Here is a 25,591-nt window from a genome sequence, read left to right on the forward strand (position 1 = left end):
CGGTGACGGAACCCGTACGTGCAGGTACGGATCAGATGCCGAAGACGAAGGGGACGACGAAGCCGATCAGGGCGAGCGCCTCGGAGAGGGCGAACCCGAGGAACGCGTAGGTACGGGTGAGACCGGCCGACTCGGGCTGGCGGGCGGTGGCCTGGATGTAGGCCGCCCACACGATGCCCACGCCGATGCCCGGGCCGATCGCGGCGAGGCCGTAGCCGACCGAGCCGATGCTGCCGCTGACTTCTGCCAGAAGATCCATGACGGGGTCTTTCCTCCTGTGTCGTCGCCCGGTGTCCTCCGGGCGGCTTGCGGGGTTCGTGCGGTGGTGCTGTCCGGGTGGTGCTGCTGGTGCCGGCTCAGTGCTCGGCTTCGATGGACCCGTTCAGGTAGGTGCCCATCAGGACCGTGAAGACGTAGGCCTGCAGGAAGATGACCAGCAGCTCGAAGAAGGTCATCACGATCGCCATCAGGGCCGACACCGGGCCGAAGATCCAGGAGAAGTTCTCCCCGAAGCGGCTGAACAGGTAGACGGCGCCGAGCGAGAAGACGACCAGCAGCATGTGGCCGGCGAACATGTTGGCGAAGAGTCGGACGGCGAGGGTGAACGGCCGCACGATGAAGTTCTGCAGGATCTCGATCGGCGTCACGAGGATGTACATCGGGGCGGGCACGCCGGGCAGGAACAGGATGTCCTTGAAGTAGCGGCCGGCGCCCTGCTCGCGGATCCCGATGTAGATGTAGAGCACCCAGCAGATCAGCGCGAGGACCAGCGGGAAGGCGAACTTCGACATCGGCGAGATCTGCGCGAACGGGATGATCGACATCAGGTTGTTCGCGAGGATGAAGAAGAACAGCGACGCCAGGAAGGGCGCGAACGGCAGCCCCTTGGGGCCGACGACGTCACGGGCGATGCCGTCGCGCACGAGCGAATAGCCCGTCTCGCCGACGAACTGCAGCTTGCCCGGCACGATCGACGGCTTGCGCACCGTGGCGATCAGGAACGCCAGCATCGCGAACGTCGCGATCCACAGGATGATCGTGATCCGGGTGACTTCGAACGGGATCCCGAACAGGGAGAACGTCGCGATCGGCTCCGGGTAGAACTCACCGAGGCCCGGGGCCTCGAAACCATCGCTGGCGGCGGCGATCACATCACCGAGCGCGAGGGCGCTGGAGGTCACCGTTGTCCCTTCTGCGTCCTGGGCCGGCTCCGTCGTCCGCCCGGGGTGTTCCCTGACCGCGTCCCCGCGGGCGGGTCGACGGCTCCGTACTTCACGACGACCAGGTAGATGGCCACCGCCATGCCGAGGAGGATCCCGACCGGGACGAACACCTTCGTGTCCAGCCACCGGTCGAGCAGCCATCCGGCCCCGCCCCACACGGCCATCCCGGACAACATCGTCCCGATGATCGACCAGCCCGTGTCGGCACCGCTGCCGCCCCGCGCTGGATTCGCAGGTCGAGACCGGGGGCCCCCACGAGGGGACATGTCCTCGGCCATCGCGACGGACACTATCAAGCCCCTTGTGAGGGGGCTTTCCCGGCCGTCGACCGGGCCCGTGCTCAGACCTCGGCGGAGGGCGGCGGCGGGGGCTGGACGTAGTAGAGCTGGCGGGTCCAGACCCAGCGGAGCTGGACACCGCTCCACAGCAGCGCGCCCACGACGACCGACCAGGCGAGCGTCAGCCGGTCGAGCCAGCCGTCCTCGGGGAGCGCGTTCAGCAGGGCGAAGAGCGCGAGCGCCTTGACGAAGAACATGCCCAGCGCCGCGGGCAGCGTGAAGGAGTCCGAGATCCGCCCGGCCCAGGCGACGACCACCCCGGAGGCGCAGAAGAACACGGTGACGATCACCGCCCCCACCAGCACACCGATGGCATCCGGCCAGCTCATGAGCAGCCCCACGACCGGTGCCGCGACCGCCGTGACACTCAGCGCGACAAGGGCGCCGACCCGGAGGAACGACAGGTCCCAGGGCGCGCTCGAGCGCGTCGGCGCCGTCACGGGACCACCTGCCGCACGCCCGGTCGCGCCGGCGCCTGCTCGGCCGCGGCGGGCGGCACGGCCGCCGTCCGCACCGCGCGGGCCGTCGGGTGGGCGGCCCGGCTGCGCTCCTTCTGCGCCGCCAGCTCGGCGGCCCGCGCCTCCCGCGCCGCCCGGCGGGCACGCGGGCTCAGGACGACGACGACGCCGATGGCGAGCAGCACGCCGATGGCGAGGAGCAGCTCGACCCGGCCGCCGGTGATGGACAGCGTGACCGCCCCGAAGGAGAGCAGCGCCGCCCAGAAGTACATGACCAGCACCGCGCGCCGGTGCGAGTGGCCGATCGAGAGCAGCCGGTGGTGCAGGTGCATCTTGTCCGGCGAGAACGGCGACCTGCCGCGCAGGCTGCGGCGCACGACCGCCATGACCAGGTCGACGAACGGGATGAAGAGCACCGCGATCGGCACGAGCAGCGGCAGCGCGAGCGGCAGCAGGCTGGCCGCCGAGTCGAACGACTGCGGGTCCACTCCCCCGGTCGCCGTCACCGCGGCCGCCGACAGCATCAGGCCGACCAGCATCGAGCCCGAGTCGCCCATGAAGATCCGCGCCGGGCTGAAGTTGTGCGGCAGGAAGCCCAGGCAGGCCCCCGCCAGAACGGCGGTGATGAGCGCCGGCGCGCTGGCGACGTCGTCGTAGCCGACCAGGCCGAGGTTGTAGCTGTAGGCGAAGAAGGCCAGGGCCGCGATCGCCGAGACCCCGGCGGCGAGCCCGTCGAGGCCGTCGATGAAGTTCAGCGCGTTCACCGTGAGGACGGTGAGCAGGACGGTCAGCGGCACGCCGATGCTCGGGCCGAGCGACAGCGTGCCGATGTCGGCGACGGGCAGGAAGACGAAGGCCAGCTGGACGCCGAGCAGCACCATGACGCCGGCCGCGGCGATCTGCCCGGTCAGCTTGGTCAGCGCGTCCAGGCCGAACTTGTCGTCGAGCACGCCGAGCAGGCAGATCAGCCCGCCCGCGACCAGCACGGCCGCGGTCTGCGAGTCGTCGAAGGTCCGCTGCAGGGCCGGCAGCCGCGTGGCGACCAGCACCGCCGCGGCCACCCCCAGGTACATGGCCACGCCGCCGCCCCGCGGGGTCGGGATGACGTGCACGTCCCGCTCGCGGGGCGCGGCCATCATGCGCCAGCGGATCGCCACCATCCGCACCACCGGTGTGGCCAGGAAGGTGACCAGACCGGCGGTGAGCAGGACGACGGCGTACTCGCGCATGTCGGAGTCAGACGGCCTGCGCGGTGTGGGGATACGCGGGGTGCGCGCCGACCAGCTCGCGGACCGCGGTGTTGACCTCCGCGGTCCGGCTGCCGTCGGTGTCGCGGATCGCCGTCCCGATGAGCGAGGCGATCTCCTTCATGTCCGTCTCGGTCATGCCCTGCGTGGTGACCGCCGGGCTGCCGACGCGGATGCCCGAGGCGACCGACGCCGGCTGCGGGTCGTTCGGGATGGCGTTCTTGTTGAGCACGATGCCCGCGGCGTCGCAGCGGGCCTCGGCCTCCGCGCCGGTCACGCCGGTCTCGCGCAGGTCGAGCAGCGCCAGGTGGGTGTCGGTGCCGCCGGCGACCGGCCGCAGCCCCTCCGCCGCGAGGCCCTCGGTGAGGGTCTGCGCGTTGGCGATGACCTGCCGGGCGTAGGCCTGGTACTCCGGCTGCAGGCACTCCTTGAGGTTCACGGCCTTGGCCGCGACCGCGTGCATGAGCGGGCCGCCCTGCATCATCGGGAAGGCGGCCTTGTCCAGCGCCTTGGCGTGCTCGGCCTTGCAGACGAACGCGCCGCCGCGGGGGCCGCGCAGCACCTTGTGCGTGGTGAAGGTGACCACGTCGGCGTAGGGCACCGGGCTCGGGATCGCCTTGCCCGCGACCAGGCCGATGAAGTGCGCGGCGTCGACCATCATGATCGCGCCGACCTCGTCGCAGATCTGGCGGAACGCCGCGAAGTCGATCAGCCGCGGGATCGCCGAGCCGCCGCAGATGATCATCTTGGGCCGGTGCTCGCGGGCCAGGTCGCGGACCTGGTCGTAGTCGATGTGCTCGGTCTCCGGGTTGACGCCGTACTGGACGGCGTTGAACCACTTGCCGGAGAAGGACACCTTCGCGCCGTGGGTCAGGTGGCCGCCGTGCGGCAGGGCCATGGCGAGGAAGGTGTCGCCGGGCTGCAGGAAGGCGCCGTACGCCGCCAGGTTGGCGTTGGCGCCCGAGTGCGGCTGCAGGTTGGCGTGCTCGGCGCCGAAGAGCTCCTTGGCCCGGGCGATGCCGATCTCCTCGGCCCGGTCGACCACCTCGCAGCCGCCGTAGTACCGCCGTCCCGGGTAGCCCTCGGCGTACTTGTTCGACAGGGTGCTGCCCAGCGCGGCGAGCACCGCCGGGCTGGTGAAGTTCTCGCTGGCGATCAGCTGGAGGCCGCCACGCAGGCGGTCCAGCTCGTCGGTGACGACGCCGGCGATGTCGGGATCGAAGGCGGCCAGGGCGTCGAAGTCCGGGCCCCAGTAGGGGGTGCTCATCGCGGCGCGCTCCAGAGGCGTCGAGGCGGGGGGCTGTCGTCCCACGGTATCGCCCAGCCCCGGAACGGAGGGGATCCGTGCCGGTCCCCCTCCGTTCAGTCGGTGATCTCGGGCACGACCTCGCGGAGCCGGTCGACGGAGATGGCGCCCACCCGCAGGACGCGGGGCGTCGGTCCGGTGCAGTCGACGATCGTGCTCGGCTCCGAGTTCGCACGCGGGCCGCCGTCCAGGACGACCGCCGCGTGCATGCCCAGCTGCTTGATCGCCTGCTCCGCGGTCGTCGCCGCCGGGCGACCCGAGCGGTTGGCGCTGGAGACGGCCAGCGGACCGGTCTGGCGCAGCAGGGAACGGGCCACGTCGTCGTCCGGCAGGCGGATGGCCACGGTGCCCTCGGCGTCCCCGAGATCCCAGGCCAGCGAGGGCGCGTGCTCGACGACGACGGTCAGCCCGCCCGGCCAGAACGCCTCCGCCAGCTGGGTGGCCACCGGCGGCACCCGCAGCACCAGGCCGCCCATCGTCGAGGACTCGCCGATCAGCACCGGCACCGGCATCGCGCGGCCGCGGTTCTTCGCCGCCAGCAGCCCGGTCACCGCCGTCGGCGAGAACGCGTCGGCCGCGACCCCGTACACGGTGTCGGTCGGCAACAGGACCAGCTGGCCCGCGCTGATCGCGGCGACGGCGGCGTCGAGGCCGGCCTCGCGGGCGTCGGGGTCGGAGCAGTCGTACACGTCGGCCACGCCGTCCGATCCTGCCGCACGTACCCTCGGACGTTGTGCGGTGGGACGCCGTCGCCGTCGCCGGGCTGCTCCTGCTGACCGGCTGCTCCGCCGCGCAGCACATCACCGCCCCGCCGCGCGGGACCGCCTTCGACTACCAGCTCGGCGGCGCCTACCCGGCCCCGGAGGGGGTGGGCATCCTCGTCCGCGACCGGCACGACGCCCCGAACCGCGGCCACTACTCCGTCTGCTCGGTCAACGCGTTCCAGACCCAGCCGGGCGAGGACGCCGTCCCCGAGTCCCTGCTGCTGCACGACGCCGACGGCGACCGCGTCGAGGACCCCGACTGGCCCCGCGAGCACCTCTTCGACATCTCGACGGTGGCCCGGCGCGCGGCGCTGATGGAGACCGTCGGCGGGTGGATCGACGGCTGCGCGGAGGACCGGTTCGACGCCGTCGAGCCGGACAACCTGGACAGCTGGACCCGCTCCGGCGGTGCGCTCGACCGGGCGGACGCCGTCGCCATGGCCCGGCTGCTGGTCGCCCGCGCGCACGCCGACGGCCTCGCGATCGCGCAGAAGAACGCCGTCGAGCTCCTCGGGGAGGACCTCGGGTTCGACTTCGCGATCACCGAGGACTGCGCGGCGCTCGGCGAGTGCGCGGCGTACGCGGCCGCCTACGACGTCGTCCTCGACGTGGAGTACGGGCCGTGCGCGCCGGCTCCCGCGCAGGTGATGGTGCTGCGCCGCGACCTCGGGCTCACCACGCCCGGCACGGCGGGCTACGAGTTCGCGCTCTGCGAGCGCTGAGCGGTCGTGTACCGGGGCCGGCCGGCGAGGTCGGGGTGGTCCGCCACGTCGGCGAACCCGCCGTGGGCCCGGACCAGCGCGGGCAGCGCGGTGCCCTGCTGGTCGGCGTGCTCGATGCCGAGGCCGCCGCCGGGGCGCAGCAGCCGGGCGGCGGTGTCGAGCAGCCCGCGGACGACGTCGAGCCCGTCGGGGCCGCCCCACAGCGCCAGCGGCGGGTCGTGGTCGGCGACCTCGCGCGGCAGGCCGGCGCCGTCCGGCACGTAGGGCGGGTTCGAGACGACGAGGTCGACGGCGCCGTCGAGCTCGCGCAGCAGCACGGGGTCGGTCATGTCGCCGGCCAGCACCTCGACGGTCGAGCCGGTGGCGTTGGTGCGCGTCCACTCGATGGCCACCGGATCGCGCTCGACGGCGACCACCCGGGCGCCGGGGTGCTCGTGGGCGATCGAGAGCGCCAGGGCCCCGGAGCCGGCGCCCAGGTCGACGACGAGCGGTTGCGGCATGCCCGCCAGCCGCTCGAGCGCCCAGCCGGCCAGCTGCTCGGTCTCCGGCCGGGGCACGAAGACGCCCGGGCCGACGGCGAGCTCGAGGTGGCGGAACGGCGCCCGGCCGGTGAGGTGCTGCAGGGGCACGCGGTCGGCGCGCTGGTCGAGCAGCGCGGCGAAGCGGGCGGCGGCGTCGTCCGGGACGGCGTCGAGGGTGAGCAGCGCCGTCCGGGACGTGCCGAGTGCGCAGGCGAGCAGCAGCTCGGCGTCCACCCGGGGCGACTCGACCCCGGCCTCGGCCAGCCGGCGGGCGGCCTCGGCGAGCAGCGTGCGCGGATTCAGGAGCCGGCCGCCAGCAGCTCGGCGGTGTGCGCGCGGGTCAGCGCGTCGATGACCGCGTCGAGGTCGCCGTCGAGCACCTGGTCGAGGTTGTAGGCCTTGTAGCCGACCCGGTGGTCGGAGATCCGGTTCTCCGGGAAGTTGTAGGTGCGCACCCGCTCGCTGCGGTCGACCGTCCGCACCTGGCTGCGCCGCTGGTCGCTGGCCGCGGCGGCGGCCTCCTCGCGGGCGGCGGCCAGCAGCCGCGAGCGCAGGATGCGCAGCGCCGACTCCCGGTTCTGCAGCTGGCTCTTCTCGTTCTGGCAGCTGACCACGATGCCGGTGGGCAGGTGGGTGATCCGCACCGCCGAGTCGGTCGTGTTGACGCTCTGCCCGCCCGGCCCGCTCGACCGGAAGACGTCGATGCGCAGGTCGTTGGCGTCGACGGTGACGTCGACCTCCTCGGCCTCGGGCAGCACCAGGACGCCGGCGGCCGAGGTGTGGATGCGGCCCTGGCTCTCGGTGACCGGCACCCGCTGCACGCGGTGCACGCCGCCCTCGAACTTCAGCCGCGACCAGATGCCCGCAGTGTCGCCTGAGGCCGCCCGGCACTTCACCGCGACCGAGACGTCCTTGTACCCGCCCAGCTCGGCGTCGACGGCGTCGATCACCTCGGCCGACCAGCCGCGCCGCTCGGCGTAGCGCAGGTACATGCGCAGCAGGTCGCCGGCGAACAGCGCCGACTCCGCGCCGCCCTCCCCCGCCTTGATCTCGAGGATGACGTCCTTGTCGTCGTCGGGGTCCTTGGGCAGCAGCTGCTCGCGGAGCCGATCCGACAGCTCGTCGATGCGGGCCTCGAGCGAGGTCGCCTCGGCGGCGAAGGAGGCGTCCTCGGCGGCCAGCTCACGCGCGGCGGCGAGGTCGTCGCGGGCGCTGTCGAGCGCGCGGGCGGTCTCCACGACCGGCGCCAGCTGCGCGTAGCGGCGGCCGAGCCGGCGGGCACGCGACTGGTCGGCGTGCACCGCCGGGTCGGCGAGCTCGGCCTCCAGCGAGGCGTGCTCGGCGAGCAGCCCCGCCAACCGGTCGGTGCCGGCCTCGGTGCTCATCACGTTCGCCTCTCAGTGCGCTTTATCGCGATAAAGCGCGGTAGCGCGGTGCGGACACGACGACGGCGCCCGTCCCCTCCCCTTCCGGGGTGGGCACGGGCGCCGTCGGTGTCGCTACTTGTCGGCGCCGGAGCCGGCGGTCCGCTTGCCGAACCGCTTCTCGAAGCGGGCGACGCGGCCACCGGTGTCCAGGATCTTCTGCTTGCCGGTGTAGAAGGGATGGCACGCCGAGCACACCTCGACGGTCAGCTGACCGCTCGGGGACGTGCTGCGCGTCGTGAAGGTGTTGCCGCAGCCGCAGGTCACGGTGGTGACGTTGTAGGCCGGGTGGATGTCGGGCTTCATGCGCCTCTGCCTCTTCGTTGCGAAAGCTTGCGGGTGGTCGAACGCCGACGGGCGGGGATGCATTCCACGCCCGCCGGCGCCACTCGATCGGTGAGTATCCCCGATCGTCTTTTCAGTCGTTGCCCGGCCCCAGGGTGGTCTTCTGGATCTGCATGAGGAACTCGACGTTGGTGCGCGTCTTGCGCAGCTTGTCGAGCAGCAGTTCGAGGGCCTGCTGCGGCTCGAGAGCGGACAGCACCCGGCGCAGCTTGATGAGGATGGCCAGCTCGTCGGGCGACATGAGGATCTCCTCCTTGCGCGTGCCCGACGCGTTGACGTCCACGGCCGGGAAGACCCGCTTGTCCGCCAGCCGGCGGTCGAGCTTGATCTCCGCGTTACCGGTGCCCTTGAACTCCTCGAAGATGACCGTGTCCATGGTCGACCCGGTCTCGACCAGCGCCGAGGCGATGATCGTCAGCGAGCCGCCGTGCTCGATGTTGCGCGCCGCACCGAGGAACCGCTTCGGCGGGTACAGCGCCGTCGAGTCGACACCACCGGAGAGGATGCGCCCGCTGGCGGGGGCCGCCAGGTTGTAGGCGCGGCCCAGCCGGGTGATCGAGTCGAGCAGGACGACGACGTCGTGGCCCATCTCGACCAGGCGCTTGGCCCGCTCGATCGACAGCTCGGCGACCGTGGTGTGGTCCGACGGCGGCCGGTCGAAGGTCGAGGCGATGACCTCGCCCTTCACCGAGCGCTGCATGTCGGTGACCTCCTCGGGCCGCTCGTCGACGAGGACGACCATGAGGTGGCACTCCGGGTTGTTGGTGGTGATCGCGTTGGCGATCGCCTGCAGCACCATCGTCTTGCCGGCCTTCGGCGGGCTGACGATCAGCGCGCGCTGCCCCTTGCCGATCGGCATGACCAGGTCGATGACCCGGGTGGTCAGCTGGTGCGACTCGGTCTCCAGCCGCAGGCGCTCCTGCGGGTAGAGCGGGGTCAGCTTGTGGAACTCGGGGCGCTGGCGCGCCTGCTCGGGCTCCAGGCCGTTCACCGTGTCCAGGCGGACGAGCGCGTTGTACTTGTCCTTGCGCTCACCCTCGCGGGGCTGGCGGACGGCGCCGGTGATGGCGTCGCCGCGTCGCAGGCCGTAACGGCGGACCTGCGACAGGGAGACGTAGACGTCGTTCGGCCCGGTCAGGTAGCCCGAGGTGCGGACGAACGCGTAGTTGTCCAGGACGTCGAGGATGCCGGCCACCGGCAGGAGGACGTCGTCCTCGCTGACGGTCGGCTCGTTCGGCTCGAAGCGGTCCCGGCCACCGCGCCGGTTGCGGTCGCGGTAGCGGCGCCCGCGGCGGCCGCGGCCGCCCTCGAAGTCGTCGTCGTCCTCGTCGCGGTCGGTGCCGCCACGGTTGTCCCCGCCGCGGTTGTCGGCGCGGTTGTCCGGCCGCCCGCCGCGGTCGGTGCGCTCGCCGCGCTCGGGACCGCGGTTGCCCTCGCGGTTGCCGGGGCGATCGCCGCCGTCCCGGTCGCGGTTGCGCTGCTGGCGGTCGCCGTCGGTGCGCTCGGTGCGCTCCGTGCGCTCGGTCCGCTCCGCGCGCTCGGTCCGCTCCGCGCGCTCGGTCCGCTCGCCGCCGTCGCGGCCGTCACGGCTGCGCTGGCGGTCGCGGCTGCGCTGCGGGCGCTCGCCCTCGGTGCGCTCCTCGGCGGGAGCGCTCGCCTCGGTCTGCGCCGGCGCCGCCTCGGCGGGCGCGGTGGTCTCGGCCGGGGCGGCGTCGGTGACGGCCGGGGACCCGGCGGGGCGGCTGGCGCCACGACGACGGCGACCCGTGGTGCTCTCGACCTCGGGGGCGCTCACGACCGGGCCGGCGTTGGCGCCACCGCTGACCGGGGCCTCGAGCGGCTCGGCGGTGGCGGGCGCGCCACCGCTGCGCTTCCCGCTTCCCGCACTCTCCGTCGAGGTCGCCGGGGCAGGCACGGTGCCGTCGGCCGACCCGCCGGACTGGCGCTCGGAGATGGCGGCGACGAGGTCGCTCTTGCGCATCCGGCCGGTGCCGGAGATGCCCAGTTCGGCCGCCAGTTGCTGCAGTTCGGGCAGCAGCATCCCGGACAGCCCGCTGCCGCGGCGACGGGAACGACCCGCCGTCCCAGAAGCGGCAGGTGCCTCGCTCGAGCCGGCAGCGGACTGCGCGCCGGTCACGACGAGGTCGGTGCTTTCACTCACGTACAGGTCCTTCCCTGCGGTGACCTGCGCCTACCAGCGCAGGGGGTGACCCGTTCCCCTGGCGGTCCGGCCGGTGACGGGACGACAAAGGGAGCGGATCTCATGGGTGCGAGGCGGATCAGCGGCGACGGAATCGTCTGCAACGCCCCGCGCGAGGCTCGCCCGAGAGGGCGGCTACGCCGTGAGCCTAGACGCGACCCACGGACACGACAACACCGTGCTTTCCCGGCGTGTTCCTCGTTATCAGGACTTTACCTCGGCCCCTTCCGAGACTACCTGCGCCCCGGTCGGGTCGACGTCGAGCGGCCGCACGTCCCACCCCTCAGGGGTGAGCGATCTCACCTCGTCCGCCGCGGCCGCCGCCCCGCTGAGCACGAGCACGCTCGGCCCGGCGCCCGAGACGACGGCGGCGTGCCCCGCCGCGCGCAGCCGCTCGATCAGCGCCGCCGACTCGGGCATCGCGGCCGCCCGCTGGCGCTGGTGCAGCCGGTCCTCGGTCGCCTCGAGCAGCAATCCCGGCGCCTGGGTGAGGGCGTGCACCAGCAGCGCGGAGCGGCCGGCGTTGAAGCTCGCGTCGGTGTGCGGGACGACGTTGGGCAGCAGCCCGCGGGCGACGTGCGTCGAGAGCGTGCGCTCCGGGACGAGCACCACCGGCCGGATCTCCGGGTGCACGTCGATCCGCTCGGCGCGGGCGCCGCGCTCCGTCGTCCACGACAGCGTGGCCCCGCCGAGCAGGCAGGGCGCGACGTTGTCGGGGTGCCCCTCCAGCTCGGTGGTCAGCCGCAGGACGGCGTCGGTGTCGATCGTCGCGACGTCCGGGCACAGCGCCCACGCCCCGACGACGCCGGCGACGACGGCGGCCGCCGACGAGCCCATCCCCCGCCCCTGCGGGATCTCGTTGGTCGCGGTCAGCCGCAGGCCGGACGGCGTCCAGCCGAGCTCGTCGCACGCGGCCCGGAACGCGCGGACGACGAGATGCGACTCGTCGGTCGGCAGCTCCCCCGCGCCCACCCCGCTGATCCCGATGGACAGCCCGCCGTCGGTGACGCCGAACTCGAGGACGTCGTGGCAGGTCAGCGCGAGGCCGGCGCAGTCGAACGCGGGACCGAGGTTCGCGCTCGTGGCGGGTACACGGACCCGAACCGTGGAGGTCATAGACCGAGCTGGGCGGCGGCCGCGGCGGCGTCGACCGGGATGGTCACCGGGGCCGGGGCGCCGGAGATGGCCCACTCCGGGTCCTTCAGCCCGTTGCCGGTGACCGTGCACACCACCCGCGAGCCGGCCGGCAGCCCGCCGGCCTCCGCGACCTGCAGCAGCCCGGCGACCGACGCCGCGGAGGCGGGCTCGACGAAGACCGCCTCGGTGCGGGCGAGCAGGCGGTAGGCGGCGAGGATCGCCCGGTCGGTGACGGCGTCGATCCGGCCGCCGGAGTCGTCCCGCGCGGCCAGCGCCTTGGTCCACGAGGCCGGGTTGCCGATCCGGATCGCGGTGGCGATCGTCGTCGGCTGCTCCACGACAGCGCCGTTGACGATCGGCGCGGCGCCGGAGGCCTGGAAGCCCCACATCCGCGGGGTCCTCGTCGCGATCCCGTCGGCGGCGTACTCGCGGTAGCCCTGCCAGTACGCGGTGATGTTGCCGGCGTTGCCGACCGGCAGGCAGTGGACGTCGGGGGCGTCGCCGAGCACGTCGACGATCTCGAACGAGGCGGTCTTCTGCCCCTCGATCCGGTACTGGTTGACGCTGTTGACCAGGCTGACCGGGTAGTCGATCGCCAGCTTGCTGGCCAGCGCGAGGCAGTCGTCGAAGTTGCCCTGGACCTGCAGCAGCTTCGCCCCGTGCACCAGCGCCTGGGCGAGCTTGCCGGTGGCGATCTTGCCCTGCGGCACCAGGACGGCGCAGACCAGCCCGGCGCGGGCGGCGTAGGCGGCGGCGCTGGCGCTGGTGTTGCCGGTGGAGGCGCAGATGACCGCCTGCGAGCCCTCCTCGACGGCCTTGGTGATGGCCATCGTCATCCCGCGGTCCTTGAACGACCCGGTCGGGTTGGCGCCCTCGACCTTCAGGTAGACGTCGCAGCCGGTGCGGCGGGAGAGCTCCTTCGCCGGCACCAGCGGCGTCGCCCCCTCCTGGAGGGTGACGACCGGGGTGTCGGCGCTGACCGGCAGCCGGGAGCGGTAGGCCTCGATCAGCCCCGGCCAGTACGGCGACATCACCTGCGGAACTGAGCTCATGACTCGACTCCGGACTCGTTCCGCTCCTCGCTCGTTCCTCGCTGCGATGCTCGCTCGCCCGTCGTCCTCGCGTTCATGTGAGCCCCTCCACGCGCAGCACGCTGGTCACCCCGCGGACCGCGGGCATCTCCTGCAGCGCCTCGACCGTCGCCGAGAGGGCCGCGTCGGGGGCGCTGTGGGTCACGATCACCAGCGTCGCGGCGTCGCCGTGCCCGTCCTGGCGGACGGTGGCGATGCTCACCCCGTGCTCGGCGAACTCGTGCGCGACGGCCGACAGCACGCCCGGCTTGTCGGCCACGTCGAGGCTCACGTGGTAGCGCGTCGGGGTCTCCGCGATCGGCCGCGTGGGCAGGCCGGCGTAGGAGGTGACGGCCGGGCCCGCGGCGCCGGCCAGCCGGTTGCGGGCCACCGCGACCAGGTCGCCGAGGACGGCGCTGGCGGTGGGCTCGCCGCCGGCGCCCTGCCCGTAGAACATCAGCTGCCCCGCGGCCTCGGCCTCGACGAACACCGCGTTGAACGCCCCGCCGACCGCGGCCAGGGGGTGCGACGTCGGGATCATCGCCGGGTGCACGCGGACGGCCACCGAGTCTCCGTCCGGGCCGGGCACCCGCTCGCAGATCGCCAGCAGCTTGACCACGCAGCCGATCTCTGCCGCGCGGGCCACGTCGGTGGCGGTGACCGCGGAGATACCCTCGCGGTAGACGTCGGCCGCGGTCACCGGCGTGTGGAACGCCAGGCCGGCGAGGATCGCGGCCTTCGCGGCGGCGTCGAAGCCGTCGACGTCGGCGGTCGGGTCGGCCTCGGCGTAGCCCAGCTCGGTCGCCTCGGCCAGCGCCTCGGTGAACCCGGCGCCGGTCTCGGCCATGCGGGAGAGGATGTAGTTCGTCGTCCCGTTGACGATGCCGACGACGCGGCGCAGCTGGTCACCGGCCAGCGACTCGCGCAGCGGGCGCAGCAGCGGGATGGCACCGGCCACCGCGGCCTCGTAGTAGAGGTCGACACCGGCCTTGGCGGCCGCGGCGTGCAGCGCGACGCCGTCCTCGGCGAGCAGCGCCTTGTTCGCGCTGACCACCGGCTTGCCCGCCTCGAACGCGGCCATCAGCAGCGTGCGGGCCGGCTCGATGCCGCCGATCACCTCGACGACGAGGTCGACGTCCTCACGGCTGACCAGCGCCTCGGCGTCGGTCGTGAGCAGCTCCGCCGGGACGTCCCGGTGGTGGTCCGGACGGCGGACGGCGACGCCGGCGACCTCGACGCGGCGGCCGATCCGGGCGGCGAGGTCCTCGGCCTGCTCCCCGATGAGCCGCAGCACCGCGCCGCCGACGGTGCCGCAGCCGAGCAGGGCGACGCGCAGGGGGGCGCTCATGATCGGGCTCCCACGGGGTGCTCGGGGGCCGGCTGGGAGGGGGCGGGCGCGGGTGCGGGCACGTCCGCGAGGACCGCGTCGAGAGCGAACACGTCGGACAGTGTCTGACGCCGCACGAGTTCCGTGGCGGCGCCGTCCCGCACGGCGACCACCGGAGGCTTGAGCAGATAGTTGTAGTTGCTCGCCATCGACCAGCAGTAGGCGCCCGTGGCGGCGACCGCCAGCAGGTCGCCGGCCTGCACGTCGGAGGGCAGCCACAGGTCGCGGACCAGCACGTCGCCGCTCTCGCAGTGCTTGCCGACCACCCGGCACAGCGCCGGCGGGGCGTCGGAGGTGCGGTTGGCGAGCACGCAGGTGTAGGCCGCGTCGTAGAGGGCGGTGCGGATGTTGTCGCTCATGCCGCCGTCCACCGACACGTAGTTGCGCACCAGCGGGGCGCCGGGCGTGCCGCTGGCGCCGAGCCGCACCGGCTTGATCGTGCCGATCTCGTAGAGCGTCACCGTGCCCGGCCCGGCGATGGCCCGGCCCGGCTCCACGGCCAGCCGGGGCACCGGGAGGTCCAGGGCCGCGCACTCGGCGGCCACGACCGCGCGCAGCCGGCCGGCCACGTCGTGCGGGCTCACCGGGTCGTCGTCGGAGACGTAGGCGATGCCGAAGCCGCCCCCGAGGTTGAGCTCGCCGAGCACCTCCCCCGTCGCCTGGCGGATCTGGCCGAGCAGCCCCACGACGCGGTGCGCGGCGGCCTCGAACCCGGCGGTGTCGAAGATCTGCGAGCCGATGTGGCTGTGCAGGCCGGCCAGGTGCAGCGCCGGCTCCCGGATCACCCGCACCGCCGCGGCCAGCGCGTCACCGGTGGCCAGCGAGAAGCCGAACTTCTGGTCCTCGTGCGCGGTGGCGATGAACTCGTGGGTGTGCGCCTCGATGCCGACCGTCGAGCGGACGAGGACGGCGACCGGGGAGCCGCCGGCGGCCACCCGTGCCGCGGCGAGCGGCACCAGCCGGTCGATCTCGTCGAACGAGTCGAGCACGATCCGCCCGATGCCGGCGTCGACGGCCATCTGCAGCTCGACCGGCGACTTGTTGTTGCCGTGCAGCGCGATCCGCCCGGCCGGGAACCCGGCGGCCAGCGCCAGCGCCAGCTCGTTGCCGGAGCAGGCGTCCAGGTGCAGGCCGTCCTCGGCGATCCAGCGGGCCACCTGGCCGCAGAGGAACGCCTTCGACGCGTAGTGCACGTCGGCGCCGGCGAACGCGGCGGCGAAGTCGGCGGCGCGGCCGCGGAAGTCGGTCTCGTCGAGGACGAACAGCGGCGTGCCGTGCGTGCGGGCCAGCTCGGTGACGGCCCGCCCGCCGAGGTGCAGCTCGCCGTCGATGCGCTCGGCGGTGCGCGGCCAGACGTGCGGGTCGACGACGCCGAGGTCCGCGGGCGGGGAGCCGGCCGGGGTGGGCTGCGCGAGGCTCCCGTGCAGGGGGCCCGCGGGGTGCGCCCTCACATCCGCTCCGGAGCGTGCACGCCGAGGACGCCGAGGCCGTTGCGCAGCACGACCGCGGTCGCGGCGCACAGCCAGAGCCGGGCGGTGTTCAGCGGGGTGGCCTCCTCGTCGCCGCGCGGGAGGACCCGGCAGTTGTCGTAGAACCGGTGGTAGGTGCCGGCCAGCTCCTCGAGGTAGCGGGCCACCCGGTGCGGCGCCCGCAGCTCGGCCGCCGTCGTCAGCACCCGCGGGAACTCGCCGATCGCGCGCAGCAGGTCGCCCTCGCGCGGATGGGAGAGCTGGGCGGTGTCGACCTCCGCGGCGTCCCCGAGCGCCAGGCCCAGGTCGGCGGCGTTGCGCAGCACCGACGAGATGCGCGCGTGCGCGTACTGGACGTAGAAGACCGGGTTGTCGTTGGTCTGCCGGCTCCACAGGTCCAGGTCCAGGTCGATCGTCTGGTCGATCGACGTGCGCGCCAGCGCGTAGCGGGCGGCGTCGGCGCCGATCGCCTCGACCAGGTCCTCCAGGTTGACCACGGTGCCGGCCCGCTTGCTCATCCGCACCGGCTCGCCGCCCTGCAGCAGGTTGACCAGCTGGCCGATGAGGATCTCCAGGTTGGCGTCGGGGTCGTCACCCATGGCGGCCACCAGCGCCTTGTACCGGCCGACGTAGCCGGTGTGGTCGGCGCCGAGCATGATCACCACCTTGTCGAAGCCGCGCTCGCGCTTGTTCAGGTAGTAGGCGCAGTCGGCGGCGAAGTAGGTCGGCTCGCCGTCGCTCTTGATCAGCACGCGGTCCTTGTCGTCGGCGAAGTCCGTCGTCCGCAGCCAGACGGCGCCGTCGGCCTCGTAGACGTGCCCCTTCTCCCGCAGCCGGGCGATCGCCTTCTCCAGCGCGGCGGTCTCGTGCAGCGTCCGCTCGGAGAAGTAGACGTCGAACACGACGCCGAACTGCGCGAGCGAGCCCTTGATCTCGTCCCACATGAGGTCGACGCCGCGGGAGCGGAAGACGCGCAGCTGCTCCTCGTCGTCCTCCTGCTCGAGCAGGCCGGGCTCCTCCTCGACGACCTGCGCGGCGATGTCGTCGATGTAAGCGCCGGCGTAGCCGTCCTCGGGCACGGGCTGCTGCCTGGCCGCGGCCTGCAGGCTGCGCGCGAACCGGTCGATCTGCGCGCCGGCGTCGTTGAAGTAGTACTCGCGGGTGACGTCGGCGCCGGAGGTCTCGAGCAGGCGGGCGAGCGCGTCGCCGACGGCGGCCCACCGGGTGCCGCCGATGTGCACCGGCCCGGTGGGGTTGGCCGAGACGAACTCGAGGTTCAGCCGCTGACCGGCCAGCACCTCGGTGCGCCCGTACTCCGCCCCCGCGGTCACCGCCCGGACGGCGATCTGCCCGAGCGCGTCCTTGGCGAGGACCAGGTTGAGGAAGCCGGGGCCGGCGATGTCGACCGACGCGATGCCCGGGTGCGCGCGCAGCTCGCCGGCCAGCACCTCGGCCACCTCGCGCGGCGGGCGGCCGGCGGCCTTGGCCAGCCGGAGGGCCGTGTTGGTGGCGTAGTCGCCGTGCTCGGGGTTCTTCGGCCGCTCGACGAGGACGTCGGCGGGGACCTCGACCGACAGCGCGCCTCGGTCGACGGCCGCGGCCACGGCGGTCCGGACGACGTCGCGCAGCTGCTCGGGTGTCACTGCTCGAGCGTACTGAGGCGCCGTCCGGCCCCCGCGCGCCCGTCGTCGGACCCTGCCGCCCGCGGACCTTCGGTTCCCCGGCGTCCACAGCTCGCCGACCTAGACTGCGGCGCGGAGGAGGGCGCGCTCGCCCCCGACGGCGCGCGCCCGCGCCCAGCATCGAGGAGTGGCCTTGGCCAAGGACCGCAAGACCGACGACGCGCGTGCCGTGCGCGGCGAGACCCGCGGCGGGTCCGGCCGGTCGGCCGGTGGCGGCTCGGCGTCCCGTTCCGGCGCCAAGGGAACCACGCGGCCGGCCGGCGGCAAGGGCGGGCGCACCCGGCCGCCGACGCAGGTGGTCACCCAGCAGCGCAAGCCCTGGGGGCTGATCGCCGGCGCGGTCGCGGTCGTGGTCTTCGCGGCGGCGGTCATCACCTACGCGACCATCCAGGTGCGCAAGGCGAACGAGGGCAAGGTCACCTCGGTCGACCAGATCGCGGGGATCCAGACCTACGACTACGCCAAGGGCCAGGAGCACGTCACCACGCAGGTCCAGTACAAGGAGTCGCCGCCGGTCGGCGGCCCGCACGATGGCGTCTGGGCCGACTGCACGGGCACCGTGTACACCGTCGACATCCGCAACGAGAACGCCGTCCACTCCCTCGAGCACGGCGCCGTGTGGATCGTCTACAACCCCGATCTGGTCGACCAGGACGGCATCGACGCGCTCAGCGAGATCGTCGACAACACGTCGGGGACCATGCTCTCCCCGCGGCCGGGCCTGGACGCCGCGGTCAGCCTGCAGGCCTGGAACCACCAGCTGAAGGTGGACTCGGCCACGGACGAGCGGATCAAGCAGTTCGTCGACTTCCTGACCTACAACGCGGACAACACGCCGGAGCCCGGCGCGTCCTGTGAGAACCCCGACTTCGTCGCCTCCCCGCTGACCAACGGGGAAGCGAGCGCGCCGGTCGGCTCGAGCGACATGCCCACCACGCCGTCCCCCGAGGCCGGCGGGACCGACGCGCCCTGACCATGGCCGTCGTCAGCCCCGAGGACGTCGCGACGGAGCCGGCCGCTGCACCCCACAGCCGGCTGCGGGCGGTCCTGCTCGGGATCATCGCCGTCGCGCTGGTCGTCCTCGGCGGCGCGGGCGCGGTGGCCCTGGGCATCGCCCGGGAGGACCCCCCGACGGCGGACTCAGTCGACGCGGGGTTCTCCCGGGACATGGCCGCCCACCACCTCCAGGGCGTGGAGATGGCCAACCTCGTCGCCGACCGCAGCACGGACCCCGAGGTGCGGCAGCTCGGCTTCGACATCGCGACCACCCAGACCAACCAGATCGGCCGGATGCAGGGGTGGCTGAGCCTGTGGGGGCTGCCGCCGACGGGCGGCACGCAGATGGCCTGGATGGGCGCCTCCGGCCACGACCACTCCGGCACCGGCCTGATGCCGGGCATGGCCACCGAGGAGGAGCTGGCCGAGCTGCGGTCGCTGTCCGGGACGGCGTTCGACGTCCAGTTCCTGCGGCTGATGATCCGGCACCACCAGGGCGGCTCCGGCATGGCCGAGTACGCCGCGTCGCACGCCGAGCTGTCCCCCGTCCGGACCCTCGCGCGGTCCATCGCCCAGACCCAGGGCGCCGAGGTGCGGACGATGGCCGACATGCTCACGGCCCGGGGCGGCACTCCGCTGCCGCCCCCGTGACGGGGCCTGTCGGGACGCGCGGGTGCGGCTGGTAACTTCTTCCCTGCCCCACGCACACGAGCCCCCGTAGCTCAGGGGATAGAGCACCGCCCTCCGGAGGCGGGTGCGCAGGTTCGAATCCTGCCGGGGGCACTCTCAGCTCGTTCCCGGCGCCTGACACAGGGCTCCCGCCCTCTGCCAGGCCGGTCGCGGGCCGGCGTCGGGCGGCTCGGATCCGACACCGGGAAGGGGCGGGGCGTAGCGGTCGAGTCCGCGGCAGCGGAGACTTGGCGCGTGACGATGAGCGGCGCGCCGGACACCGCCCCCGGCCCCTCCCGGCTGGCGAAGGACGTCGAATCCACCGCGGCCCGGGTCCGTCGGACCCGGGCCGCTCTGATCCGAGTCAACGCCGCCCTCACCGCGACCGAGGCGGACATCGCCCGCACCGAGGCCGCGTTGGCCGTCACGTTCAGCGACCTGGCCACCGCCGCCGACCGGCGCGGGCACGCCGAGCTCGCCGCCCGGCTGCGGTCGCACGCGGAGCAGGCACAGCAGTACTCGGAGCAGGAACGTCGCCGCGCGGCGGGGCAGGCGGGGTCGGCGTCGCCGCCCCCCGGGCTCACTGACGGCGGTCCCGGACCTGATCGCTGACCTCGTCGAGCCGCGTCGCGGCCCGGCGTCCCTCCTGGCGCATGTCGAGGGCCCAGTCGGCGTGGCCGTGCGACGCGTTCCGCAGCTGCCGGGACCGGCTGTGGGCCTGTTCGGCGCGGCTGACCGCCGCCTCGGCATAGGCGGCCTGCGCGGTCGCGCCGGGCGGCTCCCGGGCGTGTTCCAGCAGGGACGTCGTCAGCCGCACGGTGAACAGCCCGTCCGTCGATGCCTGGACGGTGTCGCACATCTGCCGGGCCAGCCACAGACCCGAGCCCCGTCGCGGGGTGCCGACGGACGGCGGGCGGTACCCGGCCCACGGGTCGTCGAAGCCGTCCCCGTGGTCGGTCACCGTGCAGACCAACCGGGTCGGCGTGACCCACAGGCGCAACTCCACCGGTGGCCGACCGTGCCGGAACGCGTTGTCGAGGACCTCCCCGACCGCCATGGCGAAGTCCGCCTTCGGCTGCTGGTCGCCACCGGGCAGGTCGAGTACCGCCCGCACCCGCCGGCGCAGTTGCGGCAGTCCTCCGGCCTCCGTGAGGCGGGTCAGGTGCAGGGTCGGCCGGGTGGTCTCCACCGGATCCGGCGGCGCCGTGGCGCGCAGCAGGACGAGCACGGGATCGACGTAGCGATCGTTGGGGACGTCGCCGGAGGCGGTGAGCATCACCGGGTGGGTCGCCTCGACGCCGCGCCGGACCGGCTCGGACAGGCTCCGCGCGTCGTAGGCGCACACGATCGCCAGCGGCACCGGGCCCGTGGCCACGTTGGAGGCCGCCTCGAAGCGCAGCCACTCACGCCAGCCCTCCCGGTCGTCGCGGTGGACCGGCTCGACGATCAGCCGGACCCCGGAGGCGCCGCCCGTCAGCTGCCGGCCGACCATGCGGTGGCGGGCCGCCAGCGCCCGCACGTCACTGGTGCTGACGTCGCCCTCGGAGAGCAGGGAGACGCGCTCGTCGTGGCCGAGCGCCTCGAGCAGGAGCGCGTTCAGTTCCGGCCGGCAGCCGAGGACGACCGGCTGGCCCGCGTCGAGCCCCTCGGTCAGGAACGGCACGGCGGCCGCGAGGAAATCCTGCGTGGACGCGTAGATCAGGCCGCGGTGCCGGTACGCCTGCCCCGGCGCGACGCTGGGAGTGCGGCCGGCGACGGCTGGCGCCATGGCTCACCGACTCTCCGGCTCGCGGATTCCCGGGTGGAGGTCACCGGACTCCACGGTACGGCAGCAGGTCTCCGTCCGCGCCGGGGAACTTCCGCCTGTGAACTTCCTGCTCGTGACGGTCCCCCGGGTGGTGCAGAGGCCGTGGTCCGTTCCACCATGGGACCTGCCCGTCGGCCCTTCGTTCGGCGGGGGCTCACGACGGGCCGGGGGCAGCGATGACCATGGACGGAGACGCCGCGCGAGGCGACGCGCGTCAGGCGAGGACGGCAGCCTTCGAGGTACGCCGCCGCGCTCAGGACACGCGCCGTCGCGCCGCCGTGACCAGGTCGACGGCGCGCCAGGTGCTCGAGGCGGTGCGGAGCGGACGACGCTTCGGCACGGCGGCTGAGCAGGCCGGCTCTGTGGGGGCCCTGGCGCACCGGACGTGGACGCCGGTGTCCGAGGCGGCCGCGCCGGAGCTGTGGTTGTCCTCGGCGATGTCGCGCATCATCCCCCTCGACGCCGCTGCGGTGGTCGTGGCCCTCGACATGGAGCACCACGCGACCCTGCCCGGCTCCGACGCGCGGCTTCGCCAGTTCGGGGACTGGCAGCAGTCGGTCAGCGAGGGGCCGGCGGTCGAGCTGTACCGGACGGGGGCACCCGTCGTCCTGGGCGATGTGCTGTCCGAGCGCGCGCGGTGGCCGCTGCTGGCGAGCCTGGACCCGGCGTGCTCGGGCCTGCGCAGCCTCGCCCTGCTGCCGCTGCGGGCCGTGGGTGCGCCGGCCCCGGGCGCCGTCCTCGGTTTTCTCGCGGTCGGCCGTTCCTTGCTGCATCCCTTCACCGACGACGAGGTGAAGATGCTCACCCACCTCGCGGCGATCGTCTACCAGATGCTGGTGAAGCGGCTGACCGACCCGGAGCTCGTCGACACCACGCCGACGTCGGCGGCCGAGCTGGGGGACGACACGCTCAACGTCGCGCTCGGCATGGCGATGGCGGCGTTCGGGGTGGACCGCGACGACGCCTACGCGCGGCTGAAGGGACACGCCTTCGTGCTGGGGTGCACGGTCTGGGAACTCGCGCACGACCTGGTGACCGGACGACGGTCGGCGATGATCCTCGCCGACGACGAGTCCCAGCTCTGACCGACCCATGGGGCGCCTGCACGACGGCGCGCGGACCGGTGCCGCGGGCGGCCCAGGAGAGCAGACTGCCCCCATGCCGAGGGACGAGCAGGACGCCGGGCCGGCCGGCGATCGCGCCCGCGAGGCCGCGCGGCGCAGCGTCGAGCTTGCCGACCGCCTGGTCCGGCTCGGCGCCGGCGAGCGGCCCGGCGCCGACGACGTCCGGGCCGCCGCGGTGCACGCCCGGGTCGCGGCACAGCGCGCGTACTCCGCGCACCAGCGTGCCGCCGTCGGGCACGAGCGCGCCGCGGAGGCCCACGAGCGCGCTGCGGCGCACGGCATCGGCGACGCGGCGGAACACCGGCGCGCCGCTGCCACCCACTGGTCGGAGGCGACGGCGGTCCGCGCCGCGATGAGTCCGCCCCCGCCGGGCCGGCAGCGCGACGAGGAGCGCCGGGCCCGTGGCGACTGACGACGTCCCCCGCCCGCGCACCTCGAGTGAGGACGACGAGGTCGGTCCGGGCCGGCTGCCCTTCGGCGAACGGGCGCTCGAGGAGCTGGCCGACCTGGACACCGCCCGCGAGGAGCTCCGCGTGACCGAGGCCGAGGTCGCGGCGCAGCAGCGCACGATTCTGGCGTTGCTGGAGCGGTACGAGGCGGAGCGCCGGTGGCGGGTTCATTTCGGTGCCCTCGCACCGGTGGGGCTGTGCGTCACCGACGGCGACGGACGGGTGCACGACGCCAATCCCGCGCTCGCCCAGTTGCTCCAGGTCTCCCTGAGCCGCGTGCGGGGGAAGCCGCTGTCGGTGTTCCTCGAACCGGCCGCAGTACCCGGCTTCCGCGACGCTCTGCGGGACCTCGCTCACGGCTCCGCCGTCCATCACGAGGCGCGGCTGGAGCTGCGCGGCCGGCAGCGCACGTGCCGCGTCGCGCTGGTCGGCTTCCTCGAGCGGGCGGACGCCCGGCGCGCCGAGGTCCGGATCCAGTGGGTGCTCGCCGAGGACCCGGCCGACCGGAACAGCCCGTGGGACGACGAGGAACCGCCGTTGTTCGCGATGACCAGCGCCCTCGCCGAGCTCGGCCGGCTACCGGTGGACGAGGAGGACCCGAACCGGCTCGCCCACCGCACGGCCGTCCTCGTACGGCGGGCTCTGCCGACGGCCTCGTCAGTGAGCCTGTCCCTGGGCTCGCCCCTCGAGCCGCAGCTCGTCGGCACCGACTCAGCGGAGGCGCGGGAGTTCGACGGCCGCCAGCTGCAGGCCCGGGAGGGACCGTGCTGCGAGGCCTTCACCACCCGTCGGACCGTGCTCGTCCCCGACATCACCGCGGATCCCCGATGGCCCGCGCTCGCCGGCCTGGCCGCGGCCGGGCAGGTGCGCAGCGTGCTGGCCGTGCCCCTGGTCGGGCCGGCAGCGGACGGCGGGGTGCTCGGCCTCTACGCCGCCACGGTGGACGCCTTCGACGCCGACCGGCAGCACCTGGCCCCGCTCGTCGCCTCGGCGGTCAGTGCCGCGTTCGAGACCGTGGCCGAGCGCGCGGCCCTCCGGGAGCTCGCCGGCAACCTCGAGCGCACGCTGTCCTCCCGCGCCGTCATCGACCAGGCCAAGGGCGTGCTGATGGGCCGGCTCGGCATCGACGCGGACGAGGCGTTCGCCCGGCTGGCGGCGCTGAGCAACCGCCTGAACGTGACGGTGCGCGATCTCGCCGCGTTGCTGGCCGAGGGGCAGGTCGACGAGGTGCTGCGCGCGGAGCCCTGAGCCGCGCCGGGCGGCCCCCGCCGTCGAGGCGGCCTCAGCTGTCGATGGGATCCATGAGGATGACCGCGCCGCCGCGCCGGTCGGGCCCGTGCGAGAAGGCGCTGACCGTCACGCGGGCCTTCATCGGCCGCCCACGACGGTTGGTGGCGTCGAGCGTCACGGTCTCGTGACCGGCCCCGTCAGCGCTGATCTGCCGGCGCAGCAACGGATGGACCTCCGACATGGGCAGGCCGATGTCGAGGTTGAGCAGGTGCTGCCCGACCACCTCGTCCTGGCGCATGCCCCAGAGGTCCTCGGCCGCGCCGTTCCAGACCAGCACGCGCAGCTCCGGATCGACGACGACGACGCCCGCGCGGAAGCTGGACAGCACGCCGGTCATGAACTGGTTGAGGGAGGTCACCTCCTCGGTGGAGCTGCGCAGCTCCTCGTTGGCCGAGTGGAGCTCGTCGTTCATCGACTGCAGCTCCTCGTTCATCGTCTCGAGTTCCTCGTTGGTGGACTGCAGCTCCTCGTTGGTCGTCTCCAGCTCCTCGACCGTCGACTGCAGCTCCTCGTTGGTCGTCTCCAGCTCCTCGTTCGTCGACTGCAGCTCCTCGTAGGCCGTCTCCAGCTGCCGGTTGGCGTGCTCGAGCTCCCGCTGCAGCCGCCGGTACTGGGTGACGTCGTCGAAGATGACCGTGCTGCCGAGGACCTCGCCGTCCTCGCCGGTGACCGGGAGCACGAGGATGTCGAAGACGGACGGGTCGTGGCCGGGCAGCCGCCGCTCCACCCCGCGCAGCCAGACCGGCTGCCGGGTCTCGGTGGCCTCGGCGATGGACGAGCGCAGCTCCACGGGCCGGTAGGAGACGTCGAGGTCCTGGAACGGGCGCCCCACATCCCGCCGGCTGACCCCGAACATCCGCTCCGCCCGGTGGTTGACGAGGGCGAGCTGGCCGGTCGGGTCGATGACCAGCTGGGCGGCGGGCGAGGACAGCATCGCCTCCTGCCGCAGCCGGGTGACCCGGTCACCGATCCCGGTCGGCTGCTCGCGGACCGGCACGGTCACGGGCCGCCGCTCCGGGCCCGGGCGGCCGTCGCGCTTGCGGAAGAAGCGGCGGGTCAGGTCGGCGGGGAAGAACGTCTCCCCGTGCGAGAGCAGCATCTCGGCCTTGCCGAGGAACAGCAGTCCACCGGTGTTGAGGGCGTAGTGCAACCGGCCGAGGATGCGCCCCTGCGTCTCGGCGGTGAAGTACATCAGCGTGTTGCGGCAGAGCAGCAGGTCGACGTGGCTGATCGGGGCGTCCTGCACCAGGTCGTTGCGGCCGAAGATGACCGCTCGGCGCAGGTCCTTGCGGAACGCCCAGCGACCGTTCTCCTGGGTGAAGTACCGCTCGATCTGCTCGGTGGTCAGGCCGACGAGCTGACGCTCGGTGAAGACCGCCTGGCGTGCCTGGGCGAGGGCGTCCTCGTCGACGTCCGTGGCGTAGATCTTGACCCGCTTCCGGAACTCGTCGGGGCCGAGCGCGTCCGCCAGCAGGATCGCCAGGCTGTAGGCCTCCTGACCGGAGGCGCAGCCGGCGCTCCACACACGGATGACGGGGCCGGCGTCGGCGAGCAACTGCGGGAGCAGATGGTCACGGAGGTGGTCCCAGGACGACCGGTCGCGGAAGAAGCTGGTGACGTTGATCAGGATGGTGTTGAACAGCGGCGTGAACTCGTCGGGGTGGACCTCCAGGTAGTCCTGGTAGTCCGCGAACGACGCGATGCCGACCTCGCCCATCCGCCGCCGGACCCGGCGCACCAGGCTGGGGCGCTTGTACCCGGTGAAGTCGAAACCGCGTGCCTCGCGGAGGTACAGCAGCAGCTGTTCGAAGTCGGGGTCCTGCCCGTCCAATGCCGCGGCGTCGTCGGGGAGGGTCGTGGCGTCGACCTCCCCGTCGCCGTCACCGGACAGGACGCCGTCACCGGCCTGGAGGTCGTCGTCCACGGGTTCCGCGGTCGATCGCTGCTCGTCGCGCTCACTCAT

General features: G+C 73.5%; 25 protein-coding genes and 1 tRNA gene. 8 read left to right on the forward strand and 18 right to left on the reverse strand.

All coding sequences use genetic code 11. The features are described 5' to 3' along the window. Positions 1-31 precede the first annotated feature (31 nt). The 7 genes from atpE to AB3388_RS22090 all read right to left on the reverse strand — a co-directional run bounded on the left by atpE (position 32) and on the right by AB3388_RS22090 (position 5,270). Positions 32-259, reverse strand: a complete 228-nt coding sequence (gene atpE, locus AB3388_RS22060; RefSeq protein ID WP_495407459.1) for an ATP synthase F0 subunit C — start codon at positions 257-259, stop codon at positions 32-34. Positions 260-356: 97 nt separating this feature from the next. Beyond that, positions 357-1,181, reverse strand: coding sequence for a F0F1 ATP synthase subunit A (gene atpB / locus AB3388_RS22065; RefSeq protein ID WP_495407460.1), 825 nt, complete (start codon positions 1,179-1,181; stop codon positions 357-359). After that, a complete protein-coding gene (locus AB3388_RS22070) occupies positions 1,178-1,399 on the reverse strand; it encodes an AtpZ/AtpI family protein (RefSeq protein WP_495407461.1) in 222 nt (73 codons plus the stop codon). The genes atpB and AB3388_RS22070 overlap by 4 nt, the downstream gene beginning before the upstream one ends. Positions 1,400-1,563: 164 nt before the next feature. Continuing rightward, entirely contained in the window at positions 1,564-2,001 is a 438-nt protein-coding gene (locus AB3388_RS22075) for a Cg1360 family ATP-synthase-associated protein (RefSeq protein ID WP_495407462.1), read from the reverse strand. Then, a complete protein-coding gene (locus tag AB3388_RS22080) occupies positions 1,998-3,248 on the reverse strand; it encodes a glycosyltransferase family 4 protein (RefSeq protein ID WP_495407463.1) in 1,251 nt (416 codons plus the stop codon). The genes AB3388_RS22075 and AB3388_RS22080 overlap by 4 nt, the downstream gene beginning before the upstream one ends. Before the next feature lie 7 nt (positions 3,249-3,255). Then, positions 3,256-4,533, reverse strand: a complete 1,278-nt coding sequence (gene glyA / locus AB3388_RS22085; RefSeq protein WP_495407464.1) for a serine hydroxymethyltransferase — start codon at positions 4,531-4,533, stop codon at positions 3,256-3,258. Between the two features lie 95 nt (positions 4,534-4,628). Beyond that, positions 4,629-5,270, reverse strand: a complete 642-nt coding sequence (locus tag AB3388_RS22090) for an L-threonylcarbamoyladenylate synthase (protein ID WP_495407465.1) — start codon at positions 5,268-5,270, stop codon at positions 4,629-4,631. A gap of 35 nt (positions 5,271-5,305) precedes the next feature. Here AB3388_RS22090 and AB3388_RS22095 point away from each other — a divergent pair, with 35 nt between their 5' ends. Next, complete coding sequence (locus tag AB3388_RS22095) at positions 5,306-6,058, forward strand: endo alpha-1,4 polygalactosaminidase (RefSeq protein ID WP_495407466.1); 753 nt, start codon at positions 5,306-5,308, stop codon at positions 6,056-6,058. Here AB3388_RS22095 and prmC read toward each other — a convergent pair. The 9 genes from prmC to argS form a co-directional block, all read right to left on the reverse strand. Further along, on the reverse strand, positions 6,031-6,882 hold the full coding sequence (gene prmC / locus AB3388_RS22100; RefSeq protein ID WP_495411478.1) for a peptide chain release factor N(5)-glutamine methyltransferase: 852 nt from the start codon (positions 6,880-6,882) through the stop codon (positions 6,031-6,033). The genes AB3388_RS22095 and prmC overlap by 28 nt on opposite strands. Further along, a complete protein-coding gene (gene prfA, locus AB3388_RS22105; protein WP_495407467.1) occupies positions 6,879-7,964 on the reverse strand; it encodes a peptide chain release factor 1 in 1,086 nt (361 codons plus the stop codon). Before prfA ends, prmC begins: the two co-directional genes overlap by 4 nt. A 114-nt stretch (positions 7,965-8,078) precedes the next feature. After that, a complete protein-coding gene (rpmE, locus tag AB3388_RS22110; RefSeq protein ID WP_495407468.1) occupies positions 8,079-8,309 on the reverse strand; it encodes a 50S ribosomal protein L31 in 231 nt (76 codons plus the stop codon). Between the two features lie 112 nt (positions 8,310-8,421). Continuing rightward, on the reverse strand, positions 8,422-10,389 hold the full coding sequence (gene rho, locus AB3388_RS22115) for a transcription termination factor Rho (RefSeq protein ID WP_495407469.1): 1,968 nt from the start codon (positions 10,387-10,389) through the stop codon (positions 8,422-8,424). A gap of 363 nt (positions 10,390-10,752) precedes the next feature. Further along, positions 10,753-11,664 (reverse strand): homoserine kinase, encoded by a 912-nt coding sequence (thrB, locus tag AB3388_RS22120; protein WP_495407470.1) that lies wholly within the window; start codon positions 11,662-11,664, stop codon positions 10,753-10,755. Beyond that, positions 11,661-12,737, reverse strand: a complete 1,077-nt coding sequence (gene thrC, locus AB3388_RS22125) for a threonine synthase (protein ID WP_495407471.1) — start codon at positions 12,735-12,737, stop codon at positions 11,661-11,663. Before thrC ends, thrB begins: the two co-directional genes overlap by 4 nt. 73 nt (positions 12,738-12,810) lie before the next feature. Continuing rightward, the gene (locus AB3388_RS22130; protein WP_495407472.1) at positions 12,811-14,103 is read right to left on the reverse strand and encodes a homoserine dehydrogenase; all 1,293 of its coding nucleotides are present in this window, start codon (positions 14,101-14,103) and stop codon (positions 12,811-12,813) included. Further along, positions 14,100-15,593, reverse strand: a complete 1,494-nt coding sequence (gene lysA, locus AB3388_RS22135) for a diaminopimelate decarboxylase (protein WP_495407473.1) — start codon at positions 15,591-15,593, stop codon at positions 14,100-14,102. The genes AB3388_RS22130 and lysA overlap by 4 nt, the downstream gene beginning before the upstream one ends. After that, the gene (gene argS / locus AB3388_RS22140; protein WP_495407474.1) at positions 15,590-17,254 is read right to left on the reverse strand and encodes an arginine--tRNA ligase; all 1,665 of its coding nucleotides are present in this window, start codon (positions 17,252-17,254) and stop codon (positions 15,590-15,592) included. Before argS ends, lysA begins: the two co-directional genes overlap by 4 nt. A 166-nt stretch (positions 17,255-17,420) precedes the next feature. Between argS and AB3388_RS22145 the strand changes: the two genes are divergently transcribed. The 4 genes from AB3388_RS22145 (at position 17,421) to AB3388_RS22160 (ending at position 19,570) form a co-directional block, all read left to right on the forward strand. Beyond that, complete coding sequence (locus AB3388_RS22145; RefSeq protein WP_495407475.1) at positions 17,421-18,266, forward strand: thioredoxin-like domain-containing protein; 846 nt, start codon at positions 17,421-17,423, stop codon at positions 18,264-18,266. A gap of 2 nt (positions 18,267-18,268) precedes the next feature. After that, positions 18,269-18,940, forward strand: a complete 672-nt coding sequence (locus tag AB3388_RS22150) for a DUF305 domain-containing protein (protein ID WP_495407476.1) — start codon at positions 18,269-18,271, stop codon at positions 18,938-18,940. Positions 18,941-19,000: 60 nt separating this feature from the next. Continuing rightward, positions 19,001-19,072, forward strand: a tRNA-Arg gene (locus tag AB3388_RS22155). 141 nt (positions 19,073-19,213) lie between these two features. Beyond that, entirely contained in the window at positions 19,214-19,570 is a 357-nt protein-coding gene (locus AB3388_RS22160) for a hypothetical protein (protein ID WP_495407477.1), read from the forward strand. On the opposite strand, the gene AB3388_RS22165 is transcribed toward AB3388_RS22160, so the two are convergent. Continuing rightward, positions 19,539-20,726 carry an anti-sigma factor RsbA family regulatory protein gene (locus AB3388_RS22165; protein WP_495407478.1) on the reverse strand — a complete coding sequence of 396 codons (1,188 nt, stop codon included), beginning with the start codon at positions 20,724-20,726 and terminating at the stop codon, positions 19,539-19,541. The genes AB3388_RS22160 and AB3388_RS22165 overlap by 32 nt on opposite strands. Positions 20,727-21,043: 317 nt before the next feature. Between AB3388_RS22165 and AB3388_RS22170 the strand changes: the two genes are divergently transcribed. From AB3388_RS22170 to AB3388_RS22180, 3 genes are all read left to right on the forward strand, one after another. Continuing rightward, a complete protein-coding gene (locus AB3388_RS22170) occupies positions 21,044-21,850 on the forward strand; it encodes a GAF domain-containing protein (RefSeq protein ID WP_495407479.1) in 807 nt (268 codons plus the stop codon). 73 nt (positions 21,851-21,923) lie between these two features. Then, on the forward strand, positions 21,924-22,301 hold the full coding sequence (locus AB3388_RS22175; protein WP_495407480.1) for a hypothetical protein: 378 nt from the start codon (positions 21,924-21,926) through the stop codon (positions 22,299-22,301). Beyond that, complete coding sequence (locus AB3388_RS22180; RefSeq protein ID WP_495407481.1) at positions 22,291-23,586, forward strand: GAF and ANTAR domain-containing protein; 1,296 nt, start codon at positions 22,291-22,293, stop codon at positions 23,584-23,586. The genes AB3388_RS22175 and AB3388_RS22180 overlap by 11 nt, the downstream gene beginning before the upstream one ends. Before the next feature lie 34 nt (positions 23,587-23,620). On the opposite strand, the gene AB3388_RS22185 is transcribed toward AB3388_RS22180, so the two are convergent. Continuing rightward, entirely contained in the window at positions 23,621-25,591 is a 1,971-nt protein-coding gene (locus AB3388_RS22185; RefSeq protein WP_495407482.1) for a CheR family methyltransferase, read from the reverse strand.

This window comes from Geodermatophilus sp. SMS 5-13 (genome assembly GCF_059428245.1).